Genomic DNA, 21179 nt, shown 5'->3' on the forward strand with positions numbered 1-21179 from the left:
GTGCCTCTTCTCGGATCAGAGTGCGAGGGCCGGCGAGCAGTAGGTGTTGACGTGCCCGCCGGGAAGGACGAACCGCGCGGCGGCCTTCCGCCATCGAGCGTAGTGCGCGGTGCTGCGATGGTCGACCTCGAAGGCCTCCTGGCTGCGGTAGATCTCGTAGAGCAGGAACCGGCCGGGTTCGGCGTCCACGCGCAGCACGTCGAAGCGCAGGCACCCCGGTTCGTCACGCAGCGAGGCCTCGGCGTTGACCTGGATCTCGTGCAGGAAGTCCTTCTCCTGCTGTACGTCGATGTCGAGCGTGACCAGCACCACGTAGCTCATCGCGCTGCGCCCAGCCGGTGTTCGACGTTGCACTGCTCGGCCAGGGCCACGAAGTCGTCGAGGGTCTTGACCGGCAGCCTCAGGCCTTCGCGCTGCCCCCGGGCCAGGGCCCTGTCCTCGATCTCGCCGGGGTAGAAGATCTCCTGTGCCCCCCGAGCCAGCGGCACCGCCTTGGTCGTGGTGATCAGCTCGTCCAGGCGGGCATCGAACACGGCCGGGTCGATCAGCCCGTCCACCCGGATGGCCATCAGCAGGTGCCCACAGCCGCTGCGCCGGTCGGGCACGTACGGCCCGGCCACGCCCTCGGCGTACGAGCTGCCGGTCAGCACACCGCTGAGCACGTCCATCATGAACGAGATGCCGTAGCCCTTGTGCCCGGCCATCGGCAGCACGATGCCCTCGATCGCAGCCCGGGGGTCGTTGGTGGGGGCGCCTTCGGCGTCGATCGCCCAGCCGTCCGGGATGGCTTCGCCCTTCTCGAGCGCCGCGTAGATCTTTCCCCGGGCCACAACGGTGTTGGCAATGTCAAGGACCACCGGCGGACGTCCGGCGGCGCCGGGGGTGGCGATGGACCAGGGGTTGGCTCCCACGGTCTTGCGGCGCCCGCCCCAGGGAGCCATGGCTGGGCTGCCGTTGGTGGTCAGGATGGCCACACAGCCGGCCCCGGCCATCCGGCGGGTGAAGTAGGCGGCCGTGCCGAAGTGATTGCTGTTACGTACGGCCACCACGCCCACCCCGTGCTCGCCCGCGCGGCGCACCGCCTCGTCCGCAGCGTGCGCCGTGACTACCTGGCCTACGCCGTCTTTGCCGTCGATGACGGCCAGTGCGCCACCGTCGACAACGATTTCCGGCCGGGTGACCGGGTGCATGACTCCCGAGCGCAGGCGTTCTACGTACCAGCCGAGCCTCAGCAACCCGTGCGAGGGATGCCCCCACAGATCCGCGGTGACCAGACTGTGGGAGACGAGACGGGCGTCCTCTGCTGGAACCCCCAACGAACTGAGGACGCCGGTGGCCACCTCGATCAGATGGTCCGGTTCCAGGGGAGCGGAGAGATCGGATCTGCTCATCGCACAGCCGCTTGACTGCCGTAGCGGGACTGGATGTCGGCAACCTGCTCGGCGTTGAGGGCACGCACCGGCAGGCCCCGCAGCATGAGGTAGAGCTTGGCCGTCTCTTCCAGCTCCTCGGCTGCATCGGCGGCGGCCGCCAGGTCGCGGCCCGAGACCACCGATCCGTGGTTGGCCAGCACGAAAGCCTGGTGATCGGCTGCGATCTTCTCGACCAGCGGCTCGAGCCGGTCGTCGCCGGGGGCGTGATAGGGCAGCAGCGGCAGCTTGCCCACCCGCATCACGTAGTACGGGGTCAGCGGCGGCAGCAGGTCGGCCGGGTCGAGGTCGGCCAGGCACGAGACCGCCACGACATTGGTGCTGTGCAGGTGCACCACGGCGTTCGTCCGGGGCTGCGCCCGGTAGACAGCCGCGTGGAAGAAGGCCTCCTTGGAGGGTTGAGGGCCCTCGAGCGGTTTGCCGTTCAGGTCGATGGTGGCCAGGTCCTGCGGGCGCAGCGACCCCAGACTGACCCCGGTGGCGGTGACCAGGATCTTCTCGCCCAGGCGCACGCTGATGTTGCCGGTGCGCCCGAAGGTGAGGGTGCGCCGGAACAGCGAGGCGCCCAGCTCCACCACCTCCTGCCGCAACCGGTCCTCGTCGGCGGAACTCATCTCCTCGTTCCTTCCTGACCGCGCACGAGCAGGTCGTCGCGGCCGAAGTTTCCGGATTTCAGCAGCAGGGCCGGGTTCTCGCCGTCGACCGGCAGGATCCAGGGCACGCCGGTGTCGGCCTCGGAGGCGACCACGGCCGCCTGCACGCCCAGCGCCTGGACCACGGCACCGGAGGTCTCGCCACCGGCCACGACGATCCGCGCGCGCCCGGCCTCGGCGGCGGCCCGGGCCACGGTGGCCAGGATGGATTCGAGGACGTTCGCGGTGTCGGGCCCCAGGGGGTTGTCACCGCGTTCCTCGGCCGGGGCCGAGGAGTAGATCAGGACGTACTCGTCGTCCTGGTGCTTGTGGAGCCACTCCAGCGCATCACGCCGGAGTTGCTCGGCATCGGGTGTTGCGACCGGGTCGATGCGGTGCGAGGGCATGCGCTTGCGGGCGTAGGCGACCTGCCGGAGCGTTGCGGCCGAACAGCTGCCCGCCAGCGCCAGGCCCGGTCCGAGCGGCAGTTCCGACTCGGACTGCCCGGCTTCCCGGCCCAGCAGCACGTTTCCCAGTGCCCGGCCCAGTCCGGCACCGCCGGTGTGCAGGGTGAGGTGCTGCCCGGCGCGGGCCAGCACGTCGAGGTCCTCGTCCTGCACCACGTCGGTGACCAGGTAGCGAACCCCCTCGTCCTGGGCCTGTTGCACGGCGGCGCGGACCGCCTCCTCGCCGGCCCGGACCACCGGCAGGGGCAGGTGGCCCACCTTGAGCCCGGTCTGGGTGGCCAGCACCGCGCGGATGTCCGGGTCGGTCATCGGGGTGAGCGGGTGGTGGCGCATCGGGGAGTCGCTCAGCAGCACGTCACCGACGAACAGGTGCCCCTGGTAGACCGTGCGGCCGTGTTCCGGGCTGGCCGGGGTGACGAAGGTGACGGGCGAACCGGTGAACTCCAGCAGCGCGTCGGCGACGGGGCCGATGTTGCCCTGAGCGGTGGAGTCGAAGGTGGAGCAGTACTTGAAGTAGTACTGCTGAACGCCTTGTTCACGCAGCCACCCGGCCGCCGCCAGGCTCTGGGCGACGGCCTCGGCCGCGGGGACGGTGCGGGTCTTGAGCCCGATCACGATGGCGTCGCACTCGGGCAGGACCATCTCTGCTGCGGGCACGTCGAAGACCAGCGCGGTGCGCAGACCCACCCGGCGCAGCCCTGCGGCCACGTCGGTGGCGCCGGTGAAGTCGTCGGCGACCAGGCCGATCACGACCGCTCCCCCGCCACCTGGTCGCGCAGCCTCTGGGCGGCCAGGTCGGCCGGGCTCAGCACCGGGACGCCCAGCGCTGCGACCCACTCCTGGTCGAAGCCGGGGGTGAGCGAGTACTGCGCGATCAGGATCAGATCGACGTCCGCGGCTGCCGCCTTCGCCGTGGCCGACAGGCGCTCCCTCAGGGCCTCGACATCGCCGGCCCGCGCCGCCTCCAGACCGCCCTCGACCACCACCGCCTGCACCTCGGCCTGAGGGAGCAGGCCGCGCAGGCGGGTGGCCGAGTCGCCGACCGTGCTGGGGGTGGTGCCGAGCACCGCCACCCGGCCGGGCCGCAGCCGGGCCGCCTCGGCGTACATGGCCTCGTCGGAACCCTGCCGGGGCAGGTCCGAGCCGGTGTAGCCGGCCAGGACCGGCCCGTACATCGAGCAGGTCAGCAGCACACCCTCGGCCCCGCCGGCGACCGCCTGGCCGATCAGCGTGTTCATCCGCTCCTGCAGGGGCGGGGTGATGCCGCCGGCCTGGTCGGCCTCCAGCATCAGGCGGTCGTCGAGCAGGTTCCAGAGGGTGGCCTCGGGCCACACTCGAGCGAAGGCCGCTCTGGCGGGCTCGATCACGAGAGGGGTGGCGTGGATCAGCGCCACCAGAGGGCCCTGGCTCATGCGCGGGCCAGGCGCTCGATGACGGCGTCGGTGAACGAGGAGCAGGTCGCGCGGCCGCCCATGTCTCCGGTCATCACACCCTCCTTGACGGTGAGTTCGACCGCGCGCTCGACCAGGGTGGCGACCTCGGCCAGCTTCGGGTCGCCGGTGCGGGCGGACAGCCACTCCAGGAGCATGACCGAGGACAGGATCATGGCGATCGGGTTGGCCTTGTCCTGGCCGGCGATGTCGGGGGCCGAGCCGTGCGCGGCCTGGGCCATCGCCTTCTCGTGCGAGGAGTTCAGCGAGGGCGCGATGCCGAGCGAGCCGGCCAGCTCACCGGTCAGGTCGGAGAGGATGTCGCCGAACATGTTCTCGGTGACCAGGACGTCGAACGCGTTGGCCCGGCGCACCAGGTGCACGGTCATCGCGTCGATGTGGAAGTCGTCGATGCTGACCTCCGGGTAGTTCTGACCGACTTCCCGGCACACGTCGCGGAACAGGCCGGTGGTCAGGCGCAGCACGTTGGCCTTGTGCACGATGGTGACCCGCTTGTCGCGGCGCATGGCCAGCTCGAAGGCCTCCTTGGCGATCCGCTCCACGGCCGGGCGGGTGATGATGCCCATCGCGATCGCCACGTCGGGCGAGGGCATGTACTCGCCGGTGCCGGCGTAGGTGTTGCGGTCGGCGTAGAAGCCCTGGGTGTTCTCCCGCACGATCACCAGGTCGGTGCCCGGCACGACCGGCTCCGAGCCCTGGAAGGACTTGGCCGGGCGGATGTTGGCGAACAGGTCGAAGTGCTTGCGCAGCGTGCCCGAGGGGTTGAGCTGCGACTTGTGCGGCTCGGGGTAGGCGGCGCTGTCGTGCGGGCCGAGCAGCCAGGAGTCCAGGCCGGCCAGGGCGTCCAGCGTCTCCTGGGGAGTGGCGGCACCGTGCGTGTCGATCGCGGTGCGGCCCAGGGGCAGCTCGACCCACTCGATCGCGGTGCCGCCGACGGTCTTGACCGCGGCGTCGATGATCTTCACGGAGGCGGGCACGATCTCCGGGCCGATGCCGTCGCCCTCGAGCAGGCCGATGCGGTGAGTGGTGTTCTCGGACAATGGATTCTCCTTGCTGGTTGGATCGGGAAAAGTGCAGGGGCGAGGTTCAGACCGTGATCAGGTCGGTGACCTCGGCGGGAAGGACCTCGGTGGGCGGGTAGACCAGAAGGGCCTGTGGCCTGACGGCCAGGGTGACCTCACCGCCCAGGCCGGACTCGGACGAGACCACCTGCACCACCTGGTTGCCCAGTTTCAGGTCGTACTCGTAGCGGGAGCCGAGGTAGGAGCTGCTGAGCACTGTGGCGCGCAGTTCGCCGGCACCGGCGGGCACCGCCTCGTGCCGTTCCAGGATGGCGATGCGCTCGGGACGGATGGCCACGGTGACGCGATCCCCCGCGGCGAAACTGCCTTCCGCACTTCGGATCGTATCGCCTGTGGCGTCGATTCTGATGACCAGGCCGTGTGATTCGGCTCCCGTCACGACCCCGTCGAGGAAGTTGCAGCGCCCGACGAAGGCAGCCACCTGGGCGGCGGCGGGGCGTTCGTAGATCTCCTTGGGCGTGCCGACCTGCAGCATGTGCCCCTCGGACATCACCGCGATGCGGTCGCTCAGGGCCAGCGCCTCGTCCTGGTCGTGGGTGACGTAGACCGTGGTGATGCCCAGCTCCTCCTGCAGCCGCTTCAGCCAGGCCCGGGCCTGCTCACGCAGTTTCGCGTCGAGGTTCGAGAGCGGCTCGTCGAGCAGCAGCACCCGCGGCGAGTACACCAGCGCCCGGGCCAGGGCCACGCGCTGCTGTTGCCCGCCGGAGAGCTGGTGTGGGTAGCGGTCTTTGAGGTGGGCCAGGCCGACCTTCTCCAGTGCGTCGTGGATCAGCGGCGCCTGCTCGGCCCGCTTCATCTTCCGGATGCTTAGCGGCATGGCGAGGTTGGCGGCGATGGTCATGTGCGGCCACAGCGCGTACGACTGGAACACCATGCCCAGGTTGCGGGCCTCGGGCGGCAGGAACGTCTTCTCGTCCACGAAAGTGGTACCGCCCACCGAGATGCTGCCGCCGGTGGGGCTCTCCAGGCCGGCGATGCAGTTCAGGGTGGTGGACTTGCCGCAGCCGCTGGGCCCCAGCAGGGTGAAGAACTCCCCGTCCTTGATGGTGAAGTCGACGCCGTGCAGGACGGTGGTCGAGCCGAAGGTCTTGCGCAACTCGCGCACGCTCACGTCAGGCATCGTTACGCCCCTTCCTCAGCAGCAGTCCGGCGATCGCGACGAAGGTCGCGGTGATGACGATCTGGATGGTGGCCAGGGCGGCGACGGATCCGGTGTTCCCCTGCCGCCACAGCTCCAGCATGGTGGTTCCCAAGATGTTGGTCTCGGCGCCACCCAGGAACACGGCCGGTGAGTACTCCTTCAGCATGGTGACGAAGGTGAGGATCAGCGCCCCGACGAACGGCGCGGTGAGCAGTTTGGGCAGCACCCGCACCACCGTGCGCAGCCAGTCGGCCCCGGACACCCGGGCTGCGTTGTCCAGTTCCTGCCCGATCTGCATCACCCCGGGGGCGATCGAGCCGAAACCGCTGGGCAGGGCCCGCACCCCGAAGCCGATCACCAGGGCCAGCAGGGTGCCCTGGAAGAAGCCGCCGAGCCCGCCCGGCAGGAAGGCGAAGGCCCAGAACAGGCCGATACCGACGATGATGCCGGGCATCGACTGCGGGGCCAGGGCCAGGTACTCCACCGCCCGGGCGAAACGGAACTGCGAGCGCCGGGCCACCAGCACGGCCACCAGGGCCAGCACGCTGACCAGCACGGCCCCGGCGCCGGCCACGATCAGGCTGTTGCGGATCGACTGCACGTAGACCGGGTACTCGAAGATCCGCTGGTAGTTCTCGCCGGTGAGGCTCTGCAGCGGCGACTGCAGCGGGGTGAAGATCAGGGTGAAGGAGCGGAAGACCAGCCCACCGATCGGGATCAGCGCCCCGAACACCACGTAGATGCTGATCGCGCTCACGCTGACCCACTTCAGCCACCCCAGGTCCAGCTTGCGGGGGCGGGTCGCCTTGCCCCGCACCGAGACGAAGCGCTGGGCGTTCTTCAGCAGCTTGGCCTGGACGTACACCAGTCCGACGGTGACCAGCAGGATGATCGAGGAGGCGGCGCCGAGGATGCCGTAGTCGGGGCTGATCGAGGTCAGGCCGTTGCGGTAGAGGAAGGTGGAGAAGACGCTGATGTCCACCGGGGTGCCGTAGAGCAGGGGCACGCTGAGGGTCTCGACCGAGATGCTGACCACCAGGATCGAGCTGTACACGATCGGCGGGCGCAACATCGGGGATGACGGTGAGCAGGATCCGCAGCGGCCCGGCCCCGCAGACCTGGGCGGCGCTCTCCAGCGCGGCGTCGTTCTGGCGCAGGGCCCCGGCGCAGAAGGTGTACACGATCGGGGCCAGGGCCACCGCCTCGGTCAGCGCCATGCCGGGGATGGAGTAGAGGTTCCAGGGCACGTCGCCGAAGGTCTGGATCATCCAGGTGCTGACGAAGCCGGCCGGGCCGTACATGGCGATCCAGCCGAAGCCCAGGATCAGCGAGGAGATGAAGAACGGCCACTGCATGGCCGCGGCGAAGAATCCACCCAGGGGCAGCTTGGTCCGCACCACCACCACGGCCATCGGCACCGCGATCAACAGCGACAGCACGGTGGTCAGGGCGGCGAAGAGGGCAGTGTTGAGGATGACCTCGCCGAAGCCGGCGTCGCGGAAGAGCCGCACGTAGTTGTCGGCGGTGAAGATTCCACCGGCCTCGTACAGCGGGCGGTCCAGGACCGACTGGTAGAGGGTGGGGACGATCGGGGCCAGGACGAGCACGGCCAAGAAGCCGAGAACGCCGTACTGGATCCAGGTCTCACGGCCGACACCCAATGGACGTCGGTAGCGGGGAGGGTGGTGGCCCGGCGGTTGTTCGGGGGCGGGGGCCTGGGGCAGGGCGGTCGTCATCTCGCCAGGAGTCCGTTCCAGCGGCTGAGGAACGTGTCCACGTCGGTCTCGGAGACCTTCTCGTACTCGGCGAGGATGACGTTCTCCTCACCGACGGCGTCCACGACCTCCTGGTAGGTGTGCAGACCGGCTGCCGCCTTGACGTTCTCGCGGTAGGAGGTCAGGCCGCCTTCGGCGACGGCCCGCTGGCCCTCTTCGGAGAGCACGAAGTCGACGAACAGCTTGGCCGTGTTCGCGTGCGGGGCGTCCGGGGCGATGCCGATGCCGCGCGGCAGCACCACGGTGCCGTCATCGAGGAAGGTGACCTCCATCAGGCCGTTGCTGTCCTGCACCACCGGGTAGGCGGGGGCGGCGCTGATGAAGAAGCCGGCCAGGTACTCACCGGCCAGGATCTTCTCGGTCTGGGTGCCGGAGGACTGCTCGGGCCGGGCCAGCGGCAGCACCTTCTCCAGGTCGGACCAGGCGTCGGGGCGGGCCTGGGCGAAGTCGTAGGAGACGCTGAAGCCGAAGGCGCCGTTCACGTCGCGGGCCGTCAGCTTGTCCTGGAACTTCTCCGGGTCCTTGGCCACGATCTGGCTCAGGCTGGCCAGCCCGGTGGGCTTGGTGTCGCCGATCAGCGCGGTGTTGTAGGCGATGGTCATCGGGTCCAGCGACATGGCGTACACGTTGGGCAGCAGCGTCGCGTGCTCGGGCAGCTCGGCCACCTCGGGCGATGCGTACTCGGCGAGGGTGCTGGGGCGCTCGGCGTACTCGGCCCAGGCCTGCGCGGCGTTGGAGACCAGTAGGTCGGCCGGTGAGTTGCCGGTGGCCTGCTCGCTCAGGGCGCGCTGGAAGACCTCGTCGCTGTCCAGGTTGTTGGCCGCGATCTTCTTGACGAACGGGTACTTCTTCTGGAAGTCCCGGAAGATCGGCGCCCAGTTCTCCTGGTCGGTGTTGGAGTAGATGGTCAGGGAGCCACCCTCGGCCTTGGCGGCCTCGATGACCTTGCTGTACTCGGCCGGGTAGTAGGAGGGGACCTCCTCCACGGCGATCGGGTTGGCCGGGGCCTTCTCGGCGGTGGAGCTGCCGCCCCCGCAGGCGCTCACCCCCAGCACGGCCGAGACGGTGAACCCGGCGATCAGACTGCGGCGCGTGACCTTCATGTGCTGTCTCCTTTGACGGCGACGGGAGGCCGGGTGGCCTCAGCGCTGCGAACAGATTGCAGGTTATAACCTGCAACGTCAACGGGGTTGCCCGGTGAAATTTGCCGACTGGACAAGGTCGCGAGCGCCTCGGTAGAACGGTCCTGAACAGGGAAGTTGCCGGTCCGTCGCTCAAACGCGCATCGGTCTGTACGCTATAACCCTGACCGGAGGAGCGGATATGACCGAACCAGCACGCCGCCTGTACACGACCAAGAGCGACTACGCGTACGACAGGGTGCGCGAGATGATCCTCGACGGCCGGTTACAGCCTGGTGAGGTGCTGAACCAGGCCTCGCTGGCTCAGGAGATCGGGATCAGCACCACCCCCCTGCGCGAGGCCATGCGCCGGCTCAAGGGCGAGGGTCTGGTCGAGCTCGACGCGCACCGCGACGGCCGGGTCTCGGCCCTGTCCGCCGAGGAGGCTCGCGACCTGCTCGAGATCCGCCGCTCCCTCGACCCGCTGGCGGCCGGTCTGGCCGCCGAGCGGCGCACCAGGTCCGACATAGCGGCGATGCGCCTGGCCCACCAGGGCCTGGAGTCGCTGCCGAACGACCCCAGCTACGACCAACTGGTGCACCACCGGCGTTTTCACGCCGCGGTCTACTCCGCCTCGCACAACGACATGCTGATCAGCGTGCTCGACGACCTGTGGACCAAGGCCGACCGCTACCGGCGGATGGCCCTGCAGGTCGACCGGGGGCAGGAGGCCCGCGACCGCAAGGCGCACGAGCACCAGAGCCTGCTCGACCTGGTGATCGCCGGCGACAGCGCGGGCGCCTCGGCCCTCATGCGCGAGCACATCGACACCAGCCTCGGCGCCCAGGCGGCGTGGCGACTGAAGAAGCACACCGACTGACCGCACGAAACCCGTTTCATCCGAGGATGTCCGGTTCCGGCCGTGACGTCCTGGCACCTGCACGATCAAAGGAGATCCATGTCCAGCCTGCCCAGCGCCACCGCCGACCTGTGGGACGAGTACGGCGCGGTCCTGCAGTCCTGCCAGACGCCTTTCCTGCAGTACGGGGCCCGCAGCGTGTTCAGCGGGCCCATCTCCACCGTGCGCTGCCACGAGGACAACGCCCTGCTCAAGTCGGTGGTCTCCGGCCCCGGTGAGGGTCGGGTGCTGGTCGTCGACGGTGGCGGCTCGCGCCGCTGCGCCCTGATGGGCGACATGATCGCCAAGATCGCCCGGGACAACGGCTGGGCCGGCGTGGTGATCCACGGCTGCGTACGCGACGTGGCGATCCTGGCCGACGTCGACCTGGGGATCAAGGCGATCGGGTCGAACCCGGCCAAGAGCTCCAAGACCGGCGCCGGCGAGCGGGACGTCGAGATCTCCTTTGGGGAAGTCACTTTCCGCCCCGGCGACCTGCTCTTCAGCGACGACGACGGGATCGTCGTCAAGTCCGCCGACTGACGCAGGTGTCACGGGCGACCGCCGCCCTGCTGGCCCACTCGGTCCTGACCCAGGTCATCACCTTCCTCCTGCGCCCGGCCACCACCTACCGGGCTCTGGAGATCGACACCCCGGCCGCCTGGCTCGGTGTGCTGTCGGCCTGCTTCGCCATCGCCCCACTCGTTCTGGCACTTCCCAGCGGGGCCGTGGTCGACCGCATCGGAGAACGCGGAACGGCGCTCATCGGCGCCCTCACCGTCACTTCCTCGGCGCTGTTGCTGACGGTCTCCGGCGACAGCGTGGCCGGTCTGGCCGCCGGAACCTGCCTGCTGGGTGTCGGGCACCTGGGCAGCGTCGTTTCCCAGCAGACCCTGGTGGCCAACTCGACGACCAAGAACGGCCGCCTGGACAGCGCTTTCGGCTACTACACGTTCGCCGCATCACTGGGGCAGGCGATCGGGCCGGCCGCCCTGGTGCTGTTCACCGACGGTGGGACACTTCCGGACACTCAGCAGATCTTCGTCTCGTGCGTGGTGGCCGCAGTGGTCCTGGTCCTGCTGTCGGCGCTGCTGCGCGGCCCCGGCCGCCGGTCCCGGGCCGGCGAAGGGCCGGAGCAGACCGGCCTCCGCGCCCTGCTGGGCCTGCCCGGACTGGGCCAGGCCCTGCTGACCAGCAGCGTCATCATCGCTGCGGTCGACATCACCCTGGTCTACCTGCCTGCGCTCGGCGCCGAGCGGAACATCGAGGCATCACTCATCGGTGTCCTGCTCACGGTGCGCGCAGTCTCCTCGATGACCACCCGCCTGTTCCTGGGCCGGCTCACCGCGGGTTTCGGACGTCGCCGGGTGCTGGTCTCCAGCACACTGCTGGCGGCCGTGGCCCTGCTGCTGACGGCCCTGCCGGTACCGTTCCCGCTCGCCGTCGTCCTGATGGTCCTGGCCGGGCTGGGACTCGGTGCGGGACAGCCGATCACGATGTCCTGGCTGGCCGCATCGGCCCCCTCGGGAGCCCGGGGACGGGCGATGTCCCTGCGACTGGTGGGTAATCGCGCGGGGCAGGTCGTCATCCCCAGTGCCGCAGGCATCCTCGCCGCCGGCACCGGGGCGGCCGGCGTTCTCGGGATCACCGGCGCAGGCCTGGCCCTGATTGCGTTCAATGCCCGTCATCTGCCGGTGGACGACGCGCCGTGACGGCCCAAATCCAAGTCTCACAACGATTTTCACGGTAAGAATCACCACCCGGACACCTTGACACGGGTGCCGCTGTACACAAGTATCCCTGAAACGTCGATCGCTTACGGCCCGACAGTTTCCCCGGTGGGCGCTTCCAGCCCCCCTGTCGCCCCTTCGCCGCCGGTCCCACCTCTGAACTCCGGTCCCGGCCCACCCGCTCGAACCGCAACGATCAAGGAAGATCCGCATGCTCGCAGTCCTTGGGTTCGCCACGCTCGGAACCTTCATGCTCACCGTCATCCGCCGGTGGGCCACCGCTTTCGTCGCGATCATCGCCACCCCGATCGCCGCCGCCGTGATCGCCGGGCACGGCTCCGAACTCGGCGACATGATCATGTCCGGGCTGGAGACCGTCGCCCCCACCGCCGTCCTCCTGCTCTTCGCGGTCCTGTACTTCGGCCTGATGATGGACGCCAAGCTGTTCGACCCGATCTCGGTCGGCATCCTGCGCTTCTCCAAGGGCGACCCGGTGCGGATCTGCGTCGGCACCGCGGTGATGGCCCTGCTGGTGGCGCTGGACGGTGACGGCACCACCAGCTACATGATCATCTGCTCGGCGTTCCTGCCGATCTACCGCCGCCTGGGCATCAATCCGCTGATCATCGCCACCATCGCGACCATGGCGCTGGGCCTGATCTCGGGCTCGACCCCCTGGGGTGGCGCCGCCACCCGGGCCATCTCGGTGCTCAACCTGGACGCCGGCGAGTACTTCGTCCACATGATCCCCAGCCTGCTGCTCACCGGCATCACCATCATCGCGCTGGCGTACTACTTCGGCCTGCGTCAGCGCCGCAACGTCGACCCGGCCGCGATCACCGAGCTGGCCGCCGAGATCGAAGAGGCTCGCCGGGCCCGCACCGAGCGGGCCGGCTGGCGGGTGTGGTTCAACGCCTTCCTGACCGTGCTCCTGCTGGTCCTCCTGGTCACCGAGGTCGCCGAGCTGCAGGTGCTGTTCATCTGTGCCTTCATCATCGCCCTGGTGGTCAACTACCCCGACCTGTCCGACCAGCAGGAACTGATCAAGAAGCACGCGGTCAGCGCCGTACCCGTCGTCATGCTGGTGCTGGGCGCCGGCGTGTTCACCGGCATCATGTCCGAGTCCGGCATGATCACCGCGATGGCCGACGCCCTGCTCAGCGTCGTGCCGCCGTCCATGGGTGGCTGGATCCCGCTGTTCACTGCGCTGATCGGCATTCCGCTGAGCTTCTTCATGAGCAACGACGCCTACTTCTTCGGGGTCCTGCCGGTGCTGGCCGAGTCGGCCGGGACCTACGGCATCCACGCCAACGAGATCGCCCGGGCCGGCGTGATCGGCCAGATGGCCCACTCCATCGGCCCGGCCTCCGCCCCGCTGTGGGTCCTGCTCGGCCTGGTCAAGGCGGAACTGGGCGACTTCCAGCGCTTCGCCATCCTCTGGGTGCTGGGAATGTCGCTGATCTTCACCCTTTTCGCGGTCCTGACCGGGGCCATCAGCATCCTCTGATCCACCCTCGTCCCAAGGAGTCCCCATGACCGTCGCCGTTCTCTACGCAGCCTCCGACGCCGGGCGCAGCGCCCTGGCCGCAGCCGCCGCCGAGTGCACCACCCACAACGCAGCTCTGCTCGTCCTGGTCTCCCGCGGTGAGGCGGGCGAGGCGGCCCGGCCGGCCGTCCTGGCCTCGGTCGAGGAGGAGGTGAACGACGTGGTGCCCACCGCGGTCTCGCGCACCATCGAGCTGATCGGCCCGGACACCGCCGCCGACACCGTCGACTCGCTGCTGGCCCGGGTGGAGGAGGTGGCGCCGCGGGTCCTGGTGATCGGTAACCGGCGGCGCTCGGCGGTCGGGAAGTTGCTGATGGGCCGCGACATCCAGCGCCTGCTGCTGGAGGTGCCGGTGCCGATCCTGCTGGTGAAACCGCAGGCCTGAGCTCCGCGAGATGGTGTATACATGTATCCAGAGAGCTCACCATTCGTGGAGGTACCGATGATCGCCCTCGTCGTATCGCTCAGGGTCCGCCCGGGCTGCCGGGAGGAGTTCCTCACCGCGATCACCGCCAACGCCGAGGCCTGCGTGGCCGACGAGCCCGGGTGCGTGTCTTTCGACATCACCTGCGACCGGGAGGACGAGGACCACTTCTTCCTCTACGAGGTCTACCGCGATCAGGACGCGATCGACGCGCACCGTCAGGCGCCGCACTTCCTGGCCTGGCGGGAGGTGGCAGCCCGGGTGATCGAGCCCGGCTCGCAGGTCAACCACCTGGCCGACCGCCTCGTGCACCTGACCGCCTGATCGGGCGGAACCCCCTCGGGAACAATCGAAACGGAGCACCGATGAGTGAGCAGCCCCCCGCCCCCAACCTGCTGATCCGCCCCGGCCAGGTGGAACCGTTCGACCGCGGTTCCGGCGTGGCGACCATCCCCTACGTGGGGAAGTGGAACAGCGAGCAGAACCTGGTCACCACCGGGCAGACGGTGTTCCAGGAGGGGCGGGGCCTGCCGCTGCACAGCCACAACGTCGAGGAGTCGGTGATCATCCTCGAAGGGCTGGCCACCGCCCAGATCGGCGACGATCACTTCGATCTCGAGGTGGGCGACGCCACCTGGGTGCCCGCGAACGTCCCGCACCGGTTCTTCAACCGCGGCGCTGGCGTGATGCGGATCTACTGGGTCTACGGCGGCCGGTACGTCACCCGCACGATGACGGCCACCGGCGAGACGTTCGAGCACCTGTCCAACTCGGACAAGGGAGCCCAGGCCAAGTGAGCATCACCACGATCGACCCCACGACGGGCGCACCCCTGCACACCTACCCGACGCACGGGCCCGACGAGATCGAGGCCCTCGTGGCCAGGGGCGCCGCCGCTGCGGCGGCCTGGGGCCGGGTGCCGCTGGAGCAGCGGGTGCAGTTGGTGCAGCAGTTGGCCGAGGAACTGCGCGGACACCGGGACGATCTGGCCGGGCTGATCGTGGCCGAGATGGGCAAGCCGCTGGCCGAGGCCGGCGGTGAGGTGGAGAAGTCGGCGCTCACGGCCGAGTACTACGCCGACAACGCCTCGGCGATCCTGGCCCGCCGCACGGTGGAGGTCGGCCCCGCACGGGCCTGGATCACCCAGGAGCCGCTGGGCCTGCTGCTGGCGGTCATGCCCTGGAACTTCCCGCTGTGGCAGGTGATGCGGTTCGCCGTGCCGGCCGTGGCGGCCGGAAACGGTGTGCTGCTCAAGCACTCCCCCAACGTCACCGGCAGCGCCCTGGCCCTGCAGGACCTGTTCGAGCAGACCGGTTTCCCGGCCGGGCTCCTCACCACCCTGGTGGTGGCCGAGCCGCAGGTGCCCGCGACGATCGAGTCGCTGATCGCCGACGACCGGGTCGCGGCCGTCACACTCACCGGCAGCAACCGGGCCGGTGCGGCGGTGGGGGCGGCCGCGGGCCGGGCCGCCAAGAAGTCGGTGCTCGAACTGGGCGGCTCGGACGCGTTCGTGGTGCTGGAGGACGCGGATGTCGAGGCCGCCGCTGCGGCCGCGGTGAAGGCCCGGTTCACCAACGGCGGCCAGAGCTGCGTGTGCGCCAAGCGTTTCATCATTGCCGCAGCAGTCGCCGAGGACTTCGTCGCCCGGTTCGTGGCGGGCGTGCAGAAGCTGAGCGTGGGCGACCCGGCCGAGCCGGGCACCGACATGGGCCCGATGGCCCGCGACGACCTGCGCGAGGCCCTGGCCCGTCAGGTCGAGCAGTCGGTGGCGGCCGGAGCGCGGGTCCTGACCGGCGGTCAGGCGGTGGAGGGCGAGGGCTTCTTCTTCGCACCCACGGTCCTGGCCGATGTGAAGCCGGGGATGGCCGCCTTCGACGAGGAGACCTTCGGGCCGGTGGCGGCGCTCACCATCGCCGAGAACGACGACGAGGCAGTCACTCTGGCCAACGCCACCCAGTTCGGTCTCGGCCTGAGCATCTGGACGCGGGACGAGCAGCGCGGTGTGGCAGTGGCTGAGCGCATCACCTCCGGCGCCGTGTTCATCAACGCCGTCGTCGCCTCCGACCCCCGGGTTCCCTTCGGGGGCACCAAGAAGAGTGGCTACGGACGGGAGCTGGCGGCCGACGGGATGCTGGAGTTCACCAGCACACGCACCTACTGGGTGGGCCCGGCATGAGCGGCAAGCCCCGCGCCCTGCTGCTGGAAGGCATCCACCCCAGCGCCGTCGAGGTGCTGGAACAGGGCGGCTACGAGGTCGACCTGCGGGCCGGGTCGCTGGCCGAGAGCGAACTGGCCGAGGCGCTGCCCGGTGTCGAACTGCTGGGCATCCGCTCGAACACCTCGGTCGGCCCAGCCGCCCTGGCCGCCGCCACCGACCTCAAGGCGCTGGGCTGCTTCTGCATCGGCACCAACCAGGTAGACCTGGAAGCTGCTGCCGACCGCGCTCTTCCGGTGTTCAACGCCCCGTACTCCAACTCCCGCAGCGTGGTGGAGCTGGTGATCGGTGAGATCATCGCGCTCTCGAGGCGGCTGATGGACAAGAACCGGCTGCTGCACGCCGGCATCTGGGACAAGTCCGCCCGCGGAAGCCACGAAGTGCGCGGCCGCACCCTGGGCGTCGTCGGCTACGGCAACATCGGCACGCAACTGTCCAACGTGGCCGAGGCGATCGGCATGCGGGTGGTCTTCTTCGACGTGGCCGACCGCCCCGCTCACGGAAACGCCCAGCGGATGCCCAGCCTGCAGGCCCTGCTGCAGCGCGCCGACGTGGTGAGCCTGCACGTCGACGGCCGCCCGGGCAACGCCGGACTGTTCGGCGCGGCCGAGTTCGCGGCGATGAAAGCCGGTTCGCTGTTCGTCAACGCCTCCCGGGGCATGGTGGTCGACGACGTGGCCCTGCGCGCCAACATCGAGTCCGGGCACCTGGCCGGCGCCGCGCTCGACGTCTTCCCGATCGAGCCGAAGAGACAGGGGGACGCCTTCGAGTCCGGTCTGCGAGGTCTGGAGAACGTCATCCTCACCCCGCACGTGGCCGCCTCCACGCTCGAGGCCCAGGAGGAGATCGGCTGGTTCGTGGCCGGCAAGCTGCTGCGTTACGTGCGGGACGGCTCCACCGGGCTGGCCGTCAACGTGCCCAACGTGCAGGCCGCGGCCGGTGAGCCCGGGCACGTGCTGACCCTCCTGCACCGCAACGTGCCCGGGGTGATGGCCGACCTGAACCAGGAACTGCAGAGCGCCGGCTTCAACATCACCTCGCAGGCGCTGTCCACCGCAGGCTCGCTGGGCTACGTGGTGACCGGACTCGACAAGGCTGCCGACGCGTCCATTCGTTCGAGGATCGCCGCGCTGCCGGCGGCCATCGACTGCCGGACCCCGGGCGCCTGAGACCGCCCTACTGAGCCGACAGACGTCCCCCAATGGCCCGCAACGCCTCGTCCCGGGCGGAGACCACGTGCTCGAAGGCCAGCCGGCCGGCCTCCTCGGGCTCACCGCCGACCACCGCCGCGCAGATCCGGCGGTGGTCGGCGAGCGCCTGGTCGCGCCGTTCCTGGGTGTGGTTGGTGAAGGCCCGGTAGCGCTGCATCTGGTTGCCGATCTGCTCGTGCATCCGCAGCGCCCAGGTGTTGGCCGCGATCCCGGCGATCCGCGCGTGCAGTTCCCGGCCCGAGCGCATCGCGTCCTCGGCGAAGGTCACCAGCGCGGCGTTACGCGCCACCACCCCCTCCAGCACCTCGGCCTCCTCCGGCGTGATCCGGCGGCACGCCTCGGCCGCCATCAGAGCCTCCAGGGCCGCCCGCACGTCGTACAGCTCGGCGATCTCGCGCTCGTCCAGCCGGGGCACCACCACGCCGCCGGTGGGCTGCTGCTCCAGCAGGTTCTCGGTGATCAGCCGGCGGATGCCCTCGCGCAGCGGGGTGCGCGAGACCCCCAGCTCCTCGGCCAGCGCCGGCTCGTACAGGCGAAGCCCGGGCTCGAACTCCAGCTCCAGGATGCGCCGCTTGAGCTCGCTGTAGACGAAGTGCCCGCCCGAACCCCGTACCTGCCCTCGTATCTGCCCTGCCATGTCCCCACTCCTCTGCTCTGGGCACATGTATACACCGCGGCGCTGGCTCGGCTCAGGGGACGTACTGCTCGGCCAGTGCCGTGACCGGCCCGTCCTCGAACGCGGGATCGGGGTGGCGCACCCAGACCGGCACCCGCTGGCCCTCGGCGCGCCGGAAGTTCTCGACCAGCTGCTCGCGCGTGATGCTCTGGCGCTCGACCACGGAGGGGTCGTCGATCAGCATGTTGATCCCGATCAGGCTGGCGTCCTCGGCCAGGACGTACTGGGCCTCGGTCGAGGTGTCGTTCTCGGCGATCAGGTAGCTGTTCGGCGGGACCACCCCACCGTTGATCGTGGCAGCCGCCTTGCCGCTGTAGAACTCGGCCTCCTGCACCGTGAGCCGCACCTTGCCGTCCTTCTGCGAGACCTTGGTGAGGAAGCCGAACTCCAGGCCGGGCAGGGCGTAACCGTCCTCGTCCACCGCCTCTTCCGGGATCTCGTCGTAGCTGCTGGTCACGTCGGCCGGCCCGGCCGAGACCGCCTCCGCGCCACTGACCACCTTGGCCTGGCCGTCACCGTCGGAACGTACCTGGCTACCGACGACCCCGAAGACGCCGGCGCTGATCGCCACAACAGCCAGTGACAGCGCGACACGCCTGACGTTCACAAGATTCTCCTCCGAGCACCGATGGTCCGGCCGATCCTCCCACGCAGACCGGACAGGTCCGGGATCCGGACCCTCGGGCTCAGGTACCGGCGGCATGATGCGGTTCATGACGATTCCGGAGCCACAGTCCTTCGCCCGGGCCTGGGCCGACGCCTGGAACGCCCACGACGTCGAGGCGGTGCTCAGCCACTTCGCCCAGGACGTCGTGTTCACATCGCCCGTCGCGGCTCAGCTCTTCGACGACGGTGACGGCGTGCTGCGCGGCAAGAGCGCGTTACGCGCCTACTGGGCCCGGGGCCTGCAGCTCATTCCCGACCTGCGCTTCGAGGTCGTCGGGGTGTACGCCGGGATCTCGACGATCGTGATCCACTACCGCAACCACAAGGGCGGCCTCGTCTGCGAGGTGCTGCGCTTCGAGGAGGGCCTGGTGGTCGAGGGGCACGGCACGTACCTCGATGCCGGCTCGGACGACAACCTGGCCGGCGCGACCGGCCCACGCTAGCCCCCGCCCCTACATGGTTCCGCCGGGCGGCTGGACCGTACGTCGCCGGACCCGTTCACCGAGCCCCAGCGTCTCCAAGGCGACGTTGAGGGCGGCCATGGTGGTATCGAAGCCTTCCGGAGTCAGGGCTTCCCGCAGACGCGCGTCGATCTCGGCCCGGGTGCGCCGCGTGGCCTCGACGGCGTTGCGGCCGGTTGCGGTCAGGGCGACCGGTCGACGCCTACGGTTGGCCGGGTCGACGGCCGGCTCCACGTGGCCGAGCGCGGCGAGTTCCTTCAGCACCTTGGAGACCGCCTGCTGGGTGATGCCGAGCTCCTCGGCGATCTCGGTCGCGGTGGCCGGGCCCGCCAGCAGGCGCTGGATCAGATAGCCGTGGCCCGGGCGCAGGCCCGTGCCCCGCAGCGTCTCGAGCACCTGGCCGGTGACGGCATCGCCCAGCAGGGTGAGGGCCGAGGACATGTCGAGTTCGGGGAGCGGCGCTTCCAACACACAACCATGGTTGTGTATCGTGGCAGACATGGCAACCCCGCAGACCGCCACCGATCCCGGAACCGTCGCGCGGCGCTACTACGCCGTGGTCTCCGACCTCTCCTCCACCGAGGACGACCTTCGCGTACTGCTGTCCCCAACGGTGAAGGTCGTCGAGCACCCCAACGCGCTCACCCCGCGGGGTGCCACCCGGGATCGGGAAGCCACCCTGGCAGGCTTCCGGGCGGGCAAAGCCCTGTTGTCGCACCAGGTCTTCGAGGTGCACGAGGTACTCGCATCGGGCTCACGAGTGACGGTGCGGGCCACCTGGCGCGGCGTCATCGCCTCCGACGCAGGGCCTTTCCGCGCCGGGCAGCACCTGACCGCACACGTTGCCGCGCTGCTCACGGTGCAGGACGCTCAGGTGAGCGAGCACGAGACGTTCGACTGCTACGAACCCTTCGACTGACCAACATCCGAGGTGGTCTTAAGGGTCTGGGGCCTGCCCGACATCGCAGACTCAAGACGGCCGGGGATCCTGCCGATACGGGCGGGGTGACGCGTTCCGACCTGGCTGGGTCTGCCCGAACAGCCGGAACGGGTCTGCCGACAGTGCGATCGGTGTACCAGCCCATCGTCGACCTGGTCACCGGCGAGGTCGTCGCCTACGAGGCGCTCGCGCGGGGCGAGGGCGGAACCCCGCTGGAGAGCCCGGCCGACCTGTTCGCCTGGGCCCGCCGCAACGACTGCGAGGCCGATCTGGACCTCGCCTGTCAGGCCGCGGCCATGACCGGGGCCCTCGAGCGCAGGCTGCCGGCCTCCGTCCCCCTGTTCATCAACGCCGAGCCGGCCTGGCTGCACGTGCCCTGGCCCGGTCCGCTGGCGCAGGTACGCGACCAGGCCCGCAAACGTCTTCAAGTAGTTGTCGAGATCACCGAACGCGCCCTGGTGGCCGATCCGGCCGGCCTGTTCGCCGCGGTCCGCGAGGTCCGCCAGGCCGGATGGGGAGTGGCACTGGACGACGTGGGGGCTCATCCGGCCTCGCTCGCCCTGATGCCGTTCATCGAGCCGGACGTGATCAAGCTGGATCTGCGGCTGATCCAGCAGAACACCACCGCCGAGATCGCGGCCGTGATCAACGCGGTCATCGCCCAGGCCGAGCGCACCGGCGCGATCGTGCTCGCCGAGGGCATCGAGACCGAGCAGCACCGTTCCCGGGCCCTGGCCATGGGAGCAACCCTGGGGCAGGGCTGGCTGCTCGGACGTCCCGGCCCGCTGCCCGGTCGCCATCCTGTCCCCCAGCACGACCTGTCCTTCACCCGCGGGCACCACTGTCCTCCGGCAACCCCTTTCGAGGCGGTTCGTCAGGTCCGCCCGGCCCGCATCAGCACCAAGGACCTGGTGCTGCCGATGAGCCACTACCTCGAGAACCACGCCCTGGGCGACAGCACACCGGTGCTGCTGTCTGCCTTCGAGGACGTCACGCACTTCACCCCCCAAACCGCGATCCGTTACGAGAAGCTCTCGCAGCAGTGCGCTTTTGTGGCCGCGCTGGGCGCCGGTATGGAAGCAGCGCCCGCCCCCGGCGTCCGGGGCGCCGATCTGCGCAGCGACGACCGCCTGGCCGGGGAATGGGTGGTGGCCGTCATCGGCCCGCATTTCAGCGGAGCGCTCGTGGCCAAGGATCTCGGCGACAGCGGACCGGACCGCGAACGTCGTTTCGAGTGTGTCATCACCTACGACCGCGATCTGGTGCTCGAGATCGCCCGGAGCCTGTTCGACCGGATCGATCCGATCTGAACG

Annotated in this window: 26 protein-coding genes; 14 read left to right on the top strand and 12 right to left on the bottom strand. The window is 69.7% G+C overall.

All coding sequences use genetic code 11. The annotated features are described in order from the left end of the window. Positions 1–15: 15 nt before the first annotated feature. The 8 genes from QSK18_RS20135 to QSK18_RS20170 are packed head-to-tail and all read right to left on the bottom strand — an operon-like array spanning position 16 to position 7275. Complete coding sequence (locus QSK18_RS20135) at positions 16–321, bottom strand: putative quinol monooxygenase (RefSeq protein WP_285621682.1); 306 nt, start codon at positions 319–321, stop codon at positions 16–18. After that, positions 318–1391 (bottom strand): Ldh family oxidoreductase, encoded by a 1074-nt coding sequence (locus QSK18_RS20140; protein ID WP_285621684.1) that lies wholly within the window; start codon positions 1389–1391, stop codon positions 318–320. The genes QSK18_RS20135 and QSK18_RS20140 overlap by 4 nt, the downstream gene beginning before the upstream one ends. Next, positions 1388–2044: a 3-oxo-tetronate 4-phosphate decarboxylase gene (otnC, locus tag QSK18_RS20145; RefSeq protein ID WP_285621686.1), complete on the bottom strand. Its 657-nt coding sequence runs from the start codon at positions 2042–2044 to the stop codon at positions 1388–1390. The genes QSK18_RS20140 and otnC overlap by 4 nt, the downstream gene beginning before the upstream one ends. Continuing rightward, positions 2041–3279: a 3-oxo-tetronate kinase gene (gene otnK / locus QSK18_RS20150; RefSeq protein ID WP_285621688.1), complete on the bottom strand. Its 1239-nt coding sequence runs from the start codon at positions 3277–3279 to the stop codon at positions 2041–2043. The genes otnC and otnK overlap by 4 nt, the downstream gene beginning before the upstream one ends. Then, on the bottom strand, positions 3276–3941 hold the full coding sequence (locus QSK18_RS20155) for an aspartate/glutamate racemase family protein (RefSeq protein ID WP_285621689.1): 666 nt from the start codon (positions 3939–3941) through the stop codon (positions 3276–3278). Before QSK18_RS20155 ends, otnK begins: the two co-directional genes overlap by 4 nt. After that, the gene (locus QSK18_RS20160) at positions 3938–5020 is read right to left on the bottom strand and encodes an isocitrate/isopropylmalate dehydrogenase family protein (protein WP_285621692.1); all 1083 of its coding nucleotides are present in this window, start codon (positions 5018–5020) and stop codon (positions 3938–3940) included. The genes QSK18_RS20155 and QSK18_RS20160 overlap by 4 nt, the downstream gene beginning before the upstream one ends. Before the next feature lie 46 nt (positions 5021–5066). Then, on the bottom strand, positions 5067–6182 hold the full coding sequence (locus QSK18_RS20165) for an ABC transporter ATP-binding protein (protein ID WP_285621697.1): 1116 nt from the start codon (positions 6180–6182) through the stop codon (positions 5067–5069). After that, positions 6175–7275, bottom strand: coding sequence for an ABC transporter permease (locus QSK18_RS20170; protein ID WP_285621701.1), 1101 nt, complete (start codon positions 7273–7275; stop codon positions 6175–6177). The genes QSK18_RS20165 and QSK18_RS20170 overlap by 8 nt, the downstream gene beginning before the upstream one ends. 11 nt (positions 7276–7286) lie before the next feature. Here QSK18_RS20170 and QSK18_RS20175 point away from each other — a divergent pair, with 11 nt between their 5' ends. Then, complete coding sequence (locus tag QSK18_RS20175) at positions 7287–7436, top strand: hypothetical protein (protein WP_285621704.1); 150 nt, start codon at positions 7287–7289, stop codon at positions 7434–7436. Positions 7437–7475: 39 nt separating this feature from the next. Further along, the gene (locus QSK18_RS20180; protein WP_285621707.1) at positions 7476–7718 is read left to right on the top strand and encodes a hypothetical protein; all 243 of its coding nucleotides are present in this window, start codon (positions 7476–7478) and stop codon (positions 7716–7718) included. 217 nt (positions 7719–7935) lie between these two features. Here the strand turns inward: QSK18_RS20180 and QSK18_RS20185 are convergent, their stop codons facing one another. Next, positions 7936–9081 carry an ABC transporter substrate-binding protein gene (locus QSK18_RS20185; RefSeq protein WP_285621710.1) on the bottom strand — a complete coding sequence of 382 codons (1146 nt, stop codon included), beginning with the start codon at positions 9079–9081 and terminating at the stop codon, positions 7936–7938. 220 nt (positions 9082–9301) lie between these two features. On the opposite strand from QSK18_RS20185, the gene QSK18_RS20190 reads away from it, so the two are divergent. From QSK18_RS20190 to serA, 9 genes are all read left to right on the top strand, one after another. Further along, positions 9302–9979 (top strand): GntR family transcriptional regulator, encoded by a 678-nt coding sequence (locus QSK18_RS20190; RefSeq protein WP_285621713.1) that lies wholly within the window; start codon positions 9302–9304, stop codon positions 9977–9979. Positions 9980–10057: 78 nt separating this feature from the next. Beyond that, entirely contained in the window at positions 10058–10540 is a 483-nt protein-coding gene (gene rraA / locus QSK18_RS20195; protein ID WP_285621716.1) for a ribonuclease E activity regulator RraA, read from the top strand. A gap of 5 nt (positions 10541–10545) precedes the next feature. Next, a complete protein-coding gene (locus QSK18_RS20200) occupies positions 10546–11709 on the top strand; it encodes an MFS transporter (RefSeq protein WP_285621719.1) in 1164 nt (387 codons plus the stop codon). A gap of 229 nt (positions 11710–11938) precedes the next feature. Next, entirely contained in the window at positions 11939–13234 is a 1296-nt protein-coding gene (locus tag QSK18_RS20205) for a CitMHS family transporter (RefSeq protein ID WP_285621722.1), read from the top strand. 25 nt (positions 13235–13259) lie between these two features. After that, positions 13260–13658, top strand: a complete 399-nt coding sequence (locus QSK18_RS20210; RefSeq protein WP_285621725.1) for a putative universal stress family protein — start codon at positions 13260–13262, stop codon at positions 13656–13658. 57 nt (positions 13659–13715) lie between these two features. Continuing rightward, on the top strand, positions 13716–14021 hold the full coding sequence (locus tag QSK18_RS20215; protein ID WP_285621727.1) for a putative quinol monooxygenase: 306 nt from the start codon (positions 13716–13718) through the stop codon (positions 14019–14021). 41 nt (positions 14022–14062) lie between these two features. Beyond that, a complete protein-coding gene (locus QSK18_RS20220) occupies positions 14063–14494 on the top strand; it encodes a cupin domain-containing protein (RefSeq protein WP_285621729.1) in 432 nt (143 codons plus the stop codon). Then, positions 14491–15873 (top strand): aldehyde dehydrogenase family protein, encoded by a 1383-nt coding sequence (locus tag QSK18_RS20225; RefSeq protein ID WP_285621733.1) that lies wholly within the window; start codon positions 14491–14493, stop codon positions 15871–15873. The genes QSK18_RS20220 and QSK18_RS20225 overlap by 4 nt, the downstream gene beginning before the upstream one ends. Continuing rightward, positions 15870–17081: a phosphoglycerate dehydrogenase gene (gene serA, locus QSK18_RS20230; protein WP_285621736.1), complete on the top strand. Its 1212-nt coding sequence runs from the start codon at positions 15870–15872 to the stop codon at positions 17079–17081. The genes QSK18_RS20225 and serA overlap by 4 nt, the downstream gene beginning before the upstream one ends. 7 nt (positions 17082–17088) lie before the next feature. On the opposite strand, the gene QSK18_RS20235 is transcribed toward serA, so the two are convergent. Both QSK18_RS20235 and QSK18_RS20240 read right to left on the bottom strand, forming a co-directional pair. After that, positions 17089–17760 carry a GntR family transcriptional regulator gene (locus QSK18_RS20235; RefSeq protein ID WP_285621739.1) on the bottom strand — a complete coding sequence of 224 codons (672 nt, stop codon included), beginning with the start codon at positions 17758–17760 and terminating at the stop codon, positions 17089–17091. A 52-nt stretch (positions 17761–17812) separates the two neighbouring features. Further along, positions 17813–18406: a hypothetical protein gene (locus QSK18_RS20240; protein WP_285621742.1), complete on the bottom strand. Its 594-nt coding sequence runs from the start codon at positions 18404–18406 to the stop codon at positions 17813–17815. A 106-nt stretch (positions 18407–18512) separates the two neighbouring features. Between QSK18_RS20240 and QSK18_RS20245 the strand changes: the two genes are divergently transcribed. Beyond that, positions 18513–18908 (top strand): nuclear transport factor 2 family protein, encoded by a 396-nt coding sequence (locus tag QSK18_RS20245; protein ID WP_285621745.1) that lies wholly within the window; start codon positions 18513–18515, stop codon positions 18906–18908. Positions 18909–18917: 9 nt separating this feature from the next. On the opposite strand, the gene QSK18_RS20250 is transcribed toward QSK18_RS20245, so the two are convergent. Next, positions 18918–19394 carry a MarR family winged helix-turn-helix transcriptional regulator gene (locus QSK18_RS20250; RefSeq protein WP_285621747.1) on the bottom strand — a complete coding sequence of 159 codons (477 nt, stop codon included), beginning with the start codon at positions 19392–19394 and terminating at the stop codon, positions 18918–18920. Positions 19395–19425: 31 nt separating this feature from the next. Between QSK18_RS20250 and QSK18_RS20255 the strand changes: the two genes are divergently transcribed. Then, the gene (locus tag QSK18_RS20255) at positions 19426–19845 is read left to right on the top strand and encodes a nuclear transport factor 2 family protein (RefSeq protein ID WP_285621751.1); all 420 of its coding nucleotides are present in this window, start codon (positions 19426–19428) and stop codon (positions 19843–19845) included. Between the two features lie 152 nt (positions 19846–19997). Further along, the gene (locus tag QSK18_RS20260; RefSeq protein WP_285621753.1) at positions 19998–21176 is read left to right on the top strand and encodes a sensor domain-containing phosphodiesterase; all 1179 of its coding nucleotides are present in this window, start codon (positions 19998–20000) and stop codon (positions 21174–21176) included. Positions 21177–21179: the final 3 nt, after the last annotated feature.

Source organism: Kineosporia sp. NBRC 101677 (assembly GCF_030269265.1).
GTDB lineage: Bacteria > Actinomycetota > Actinomycetes > Actinomycetales > Kineosporiaceae > Kineosporia > Kineosporia rhizophila.